Source organism: Bacteroides cellulosilyticus DSM 14838, from assembly GCF_000158035.1.
GTDB lineage: Bacteria > Bacteroidota > Bacteroidia > Bacteroidales > Bacteroidaceae > Bacteroides > Bacteroides cellulosilyticus.
In genome coordinates this window covers 176,879-181,809 of sequence record NZ_EQ973495.1, presented here as the reverse complement: position 1 = coordinate 181,809, position 4,931 = coordinate 176,879, and the positions used below count along the sequence as shown (strand labels likewise).

General features: G+C 44.5%; 4 protein-coding genes. All 4 read right to left on the bottom strand.

The features are described from left to right. Positions 1–96: 96 nt before the first annotated feature. Positions 97–642, bottom strand: coding sequence for a GNAT family N-acetyltransferase (locus BACCELL_RS23080; RefSeq protein WP_007214533.1), 546 nt, complete (start codon positions 640–642; stop codon positions 97–99). 233 nt (positions 643–875) lie between these two features. Further along, entirely contained in the window at positions 876–2,444 is a 1,569-nt protein-coding gene (locus BACCELL_RS23075) for an ATP-binding protein (protein WP_007214532.1), read from the bottom strand. A 95-nt stretch (positions 2,445–2,539) separates the two neighbouring features. Further along, positions 2,540–4,651, bottom strand: coding sequence for a BT4734/BF3469 family protein (locus BACCELL_RS23070; RefSeq protein WP_007214531.1), 2,112 nt, complete (start codon positions 4,649–4,651; stop codon positions 2,540–2,542). Between the two features lie 81 nt (positions 4,652–4,732). Then, positions 4,733–4,931 (bottom strand): DUF4248 domain-containing protein (locus BACCELL_RS26230; RefSeq protein WP_007214530.1); only part of this gene is annotated, 199 nt, incomplete at its 5' end.

Below are 4,931 nucleotides of genomic sequence, written 5' to 3'. Positions count from 1 at the left end.
AAAGATTTGAAAAACATGACGGTGTTTTTCAAATCTTTCGCCGCTTTTTTTAATCTTTCCGCCAATTTTCCGGAGGATATCTCCTTGCTTTTATTCCTATATGTTTTTTATCATATGAATTGTTGTGGCGGTATGTCCTGAATTTCCTAATCGTGATTCTAAATGCCGGAAGCCTTTACGTTCGTATAGGGAGACTGCATTTTGAAATTGAGGAAATGATTCGATATAGAGTTGCTTATATCCACTTTCTTGGGCTTTTTCTTCGACCATATTGAGCAGGGCAGAACCTACTTTCTTCCCTCTGAGCAAAGGAGAAAGGTAGAACTTAACTATTTCGGCACAATCCGTATCTAATCCTTCTGTCGGATAAAAGCCGCAACCTCCTACTATGCTGTCATTGTATTCCACAACCCAATATCCGGCTCGGGGATGTTGGTAGAAACTTTGGAACAATCTGTCTGTCAGTGGGTCACTATATACACTTTCTGTTTTAGGTGCATCAAACTCTTCAAAGACTTTGCGTATTAGGGCAGCTATTTCCTTATTGTCTTTTTCTTCGATAGGACGAATGGTGATGGTCTCCGTTATAGGACCGTTTACAACATGAATGATTCGGATGTTACTGTTTATTTCTTGAGTCATTTTTGATGTGTCATTAATGATTGAACTCACGAAATTACGGAATTAATGCTAAAGTAAAATACAACATGATATTTTTTTTATAAGATCAGTTAGGTAGAGTTAGGTTACTTTTAAAACTTTCGTGAGAAAGAATTAAAATAGAAAGTAATTACTTTCTGAAATTTAAGTGTATAGGGGAAGTTGTAAAAGTAACCTAACCTGACCTAACTGCTAATAATATTTAGATTGATAACCTACATCACATTTAGCCAACGGTTGATATTACGCTCTTCCGCGCTGAACTCTACTCCAAGTTTTATCACTTCACGTCCGTCAGCCTGATAAGGAATCAGGTAACCTTTGTCTTCAATCTGTTGCAGGGCTTCTTCGGCTGTACCGTTCAGTTTGAATTCGAAGACGTAAATGTATTTAGGGGTTTTTACTACGGCATCTGCACGTCCTGTGGCACTTTCAACTTCTGCTTGGGTGAACTGTCCCATCAGTTTGAAAACCAAATAGAAGACGACTTGGTAATGACGTTCGGTCTTCGCGTTCAGTTGATAGGGGAAATCGGCAAAGAAGGCTTGCAGACGGGTGAGGAAGGCATTGTAATCGCCTCTTTCCAACTCTTCTACAAACTGGCCGATATAAAAACCCTGATCATCATTATTTACGCTGGTATAAAATGGTACCAGAAAACTCATGAAACCATAACGAACTTCATCATTAGGAAATTCCAACAGATAATTCCGAAAACGCTCATTGTAATCCTTTATAGTAAGATAACCGCTCTGATAAATCAACGGAATCGGATTATTAGCTTCTACACGATACTCAGAGAACATAGAAGCCGGGGCTTCGATGCCATCAAGTAAGATACGAAGGTCATATTCTGACTTTCGGAGCATTTCAACCAGAAAAGTTGGGGTTCCTGTCTGAAACCAGTAATCTCCTAATTCCCGTTTACTGAAAGCGTTCAGCACACTGAAAGGATTAAAAACTCCGTCTCCTTTCGGATGAAAGTGATAGCCATCATATTGACGTGCCATTTTGTCTACGGTTTCTTCTGCAGACAGCTTGTTGACCCTACCGAATTCTTCTATCTCGGGCGTAAAGGTTTCAGCCAACTCTGTCCGGGTGATGCCGCATACTGTGGCATAAGAATAATCAAGGCTGATGTCATTCAGTTGATTCAGATCACCAAATGCACTGACTTGTGAGAATTTAGTGACTCCCGTAAGGAAAACAAAACGTAGGTAGCGGTCGGCACTTTTCAGTACGCCGTAAAAAGCTTTTAGAGTTTTGCGATAATCTTCCAGTAGGGTATCATTATCGAGGGCTTGCAACAGAGGTTTGTCGTACTCATCCACTAAGACCACTACACCACAACCTGCCTGTTCGTAGGCGCGTTCTATGACATACGTAAAGCGTTCTTCGGGGCTACGATCCTTTTTTACATTTCCGTACACAACTTCCCATTTTTCCAACGTTTGGTTGAGCATTGCTATTAGGTCGGCTGGAGTTTCATACTTTTTGGCATTCAAATCCAAATGTAGTATGGGAAATTTCTTCCATTCCGTCTCCATTTTTTCAATGGCAAGGCCTTCAAAGAGTTCTTTTTTGCCTTCGAAGTAAGCCTCGAAAGTGGACAGGAGCAGACTCTTGCCAAAACGGCGCGGACGACTCAGGAAATAAGGCTTGCCTGTATTGGCAATACGCCAAACAAGCGCAGTCTTATCTACATACAAATAGTTCTCTTTGCGAAGTTTCTCAAAAGTTTGTATTCCGATAGGAAGCTTGCGTAGCAATGTATTATATTCCATAAAACACACATTTTTTCTTTTATAGCTTCGAAGATAATTATTATTTTTCAGAATTGTTCGTTTTGGCACAGTTTGATTTAGCTACAAGTTACAAGTTACTGATACAACTGATTATTCTTCACACTCTCCGCCTCCAGAAGTATTACCTCGTAGCGCCTCATATTCTTGCTTGTAACATACAGAAAGCCATATTTGGTGAGAATCTTCCCTAACAGGATTTTTCCGGCATGGTTATATTGATAGCCGGTTCTGTTTCTGATTTCTTCCGCTATTTCGCTCACCGTCATATACTTGAAGCTTTCGAAGCGCTCCGGTTTGCGGAAGTGCGTCAGTAGCATTTCTTCTTCGGGAGTCTGAAAGATGAAAGGCTTGTTGTTGCGCTCTATCTCATCATTTTCGTCGGCCTCGAACCAGTAGCGATAGCTGGTGTCCAGCAGATGCTTGATTTGGGCGTAGAGCTGTGGGTAGTCGATTTCGTAGCGGTCTATCTTTTCGATTTCATAGCAGAGGAAGCGGCGGTTGCCGGTAGGATCGTACAACACTTGCGGGTAGTTGCAGGTACCGGCAAAGGATGCCCAGTGGGGTAGGTTCAGAGTATGACGGGCATAAGGCAGGCGGATGCTGATAAACTTCCGGGTGATGAGGTCCTTCAGCAGACTGAGTTCGTGCCCCGTCATACCCTCGAACTCATCGAAGTTGATGAGCATAAATTCCGCCATGCGGGAGAGGTCGTCCTTGTTTCCGGCGGAGATGATGCCGGTGCTGAGATAATCGGTTCGTAAGTCATTTGACAGAATTTTGTTGATGAAAGTCGTTTTTCCCAGGTTCTGCTTGCTGCATAGCAGGAGGCAAAGGTGGTTCACTACCTCTTCTTGCGTGGCGGCGGCTACCATACCTACCAGAAAATGCCTGAAACCTTTCAGCCAGAATTCTCTTTGGGCAGGGATGGTGTGGACACTTTCGGCAAGGCGGCCGATGTGGTCGATACCGTCCCATTGAGGCAGGTGATTCATATACTCGCGGATGGGATGGTAGGAGAAACTGAAATCGGAGTAGATCAGGTTCTCCATGTTCTTGACGCTGCAAGGATAACCGGCTTCGTTCAGCTCCATCCAGATGCTGTTACTTACCATGTCATCCAGCATGACGAAATCCTCTTCACCCTTTTTGCGACATTCCATGCGGTGCTTCATCTGGTTGTAGCGCGTTTCGTAATGACTGTTGATATACTGTCCGATGCGGAGGAAGTTCCATTGCGAGGTTCTCAATTTACGTGTGTTAAATTCGTCCGTATGCTGATAAGCACTGTCCGTCAGGGAATCTATTTCTTCGGGCGGCATATCGGTGAAGTTTAGGCGCAGGAAAGGGGTGACTTCTTCTTTGGGGATGCCGTAAGCATTGTATGTGCAGGTTAGCCGGAACAGATAGTTGTTGCGGTTGCCTTCTTCGTACTTGTTTTTGTGATCGTGATAGTAAAGAAGGAGGGCGAGCAAGGAACGGCTTTCGCTTTGGGGATAAGAGATGTTGTCCGAAGGCTTTTGGTACGGAGGCTTTTCTGTAGTTGTTCCGGAAGACTTTTTCCGTCCGGGAGTCTTCTTTTTCTTTTCTCTGAGAGGGCGGTTGAGGTCGACGATGAGAACTTGCGGATTAGGGTTCAGATAGACGTTCCCATCGTGAGGCAGATAGCAGATGCGCGTCATGTCTTTGCCCGATTCGTCGATGTCCGTTTGGCAAAGCTCTTCGTAGAGTGAAGCAACCTGGTCGTAGGCATGCGCATGGTAGTTGCGGACCTCTTCGGGGGATTGCGGCAGGGTGCCGTCGGGCAGGCTGGTGATTGTGGTCAGTTTGTAACCGTTGCCCTTCGGACTGGTAAAGCTGATGTGGGTATGCGGATTTCCGGTGACTGCCTTTGAGATGCGCGCCAGTTCTTCGGGGGATTTCTTGTCGAGGTCGAGGACGATTTCTCCGTTGTACTCAGTTAGTTTGTCGTATCGGCGTCCACCGGTGAAGCGGGCGGAGAAGGTGACGGAGGGAAGTTCTCCTTTTATGGAATCAGCGGTTGCGATGTCATTGGCAGTAATATGCTGTCGGATGTCAAGAGTCATGTGTGCCAGTTTTTCATCGTGGCGGATGAGGTTGGCCACTTCTTCGTCGGTTACTTCGGCGCAGGGCGGTTGTTTTTTGTTTTGATAATATGAATACTTCATTGTTTGTATAAATTTTGTTGCAAATTAACAGATGTGTCCGATAACAGGAAATAACTTTTGGCTTTTCGCGTAAAGTTAAGTTTAAGGTTCGCCCAGGTAGTCAACTATTACTTTTACTTGGCGGGGCGTGAAAATGTGGTTCCGGTCCTGATAACCCAAATGAATCAGTTCTGCGTGAAGTTCGGCGTTGTGGAGTATCCAGCGACGAAGTACTTGGGTGGCGTTTTTAAGGGTTAGTTGTGGATTGTAAAGATGAGCCAGTTCCGATTTTGTGTAACTG

What these genes read in the sequence shown, in the direction of transcription:
- BACCELL_RS23080 (WP_007214533.1), bottom strand. Translation starts at nt 642, where the DNA reads ATGACTCAAGAAATAAACAGTAACATCCGAATCATTCATGTTGTAAAC.
- BACCELL_RS23075 (WP_007214532.1), bottom strand. Translation starts at nt 2,444, where the DNA reads ATGGAATATAATACATTGCTACGCAAGCTTCCTATCGGAATACAAACT.
- BACCELL_RS23070 (WP_007214531.1), bottom strand. Translation starts at nt 4,651, where the DNA reads ATGAAGTATTCATATTATCAAAACAAAAAACAACCGCCCTGCGCCGAA.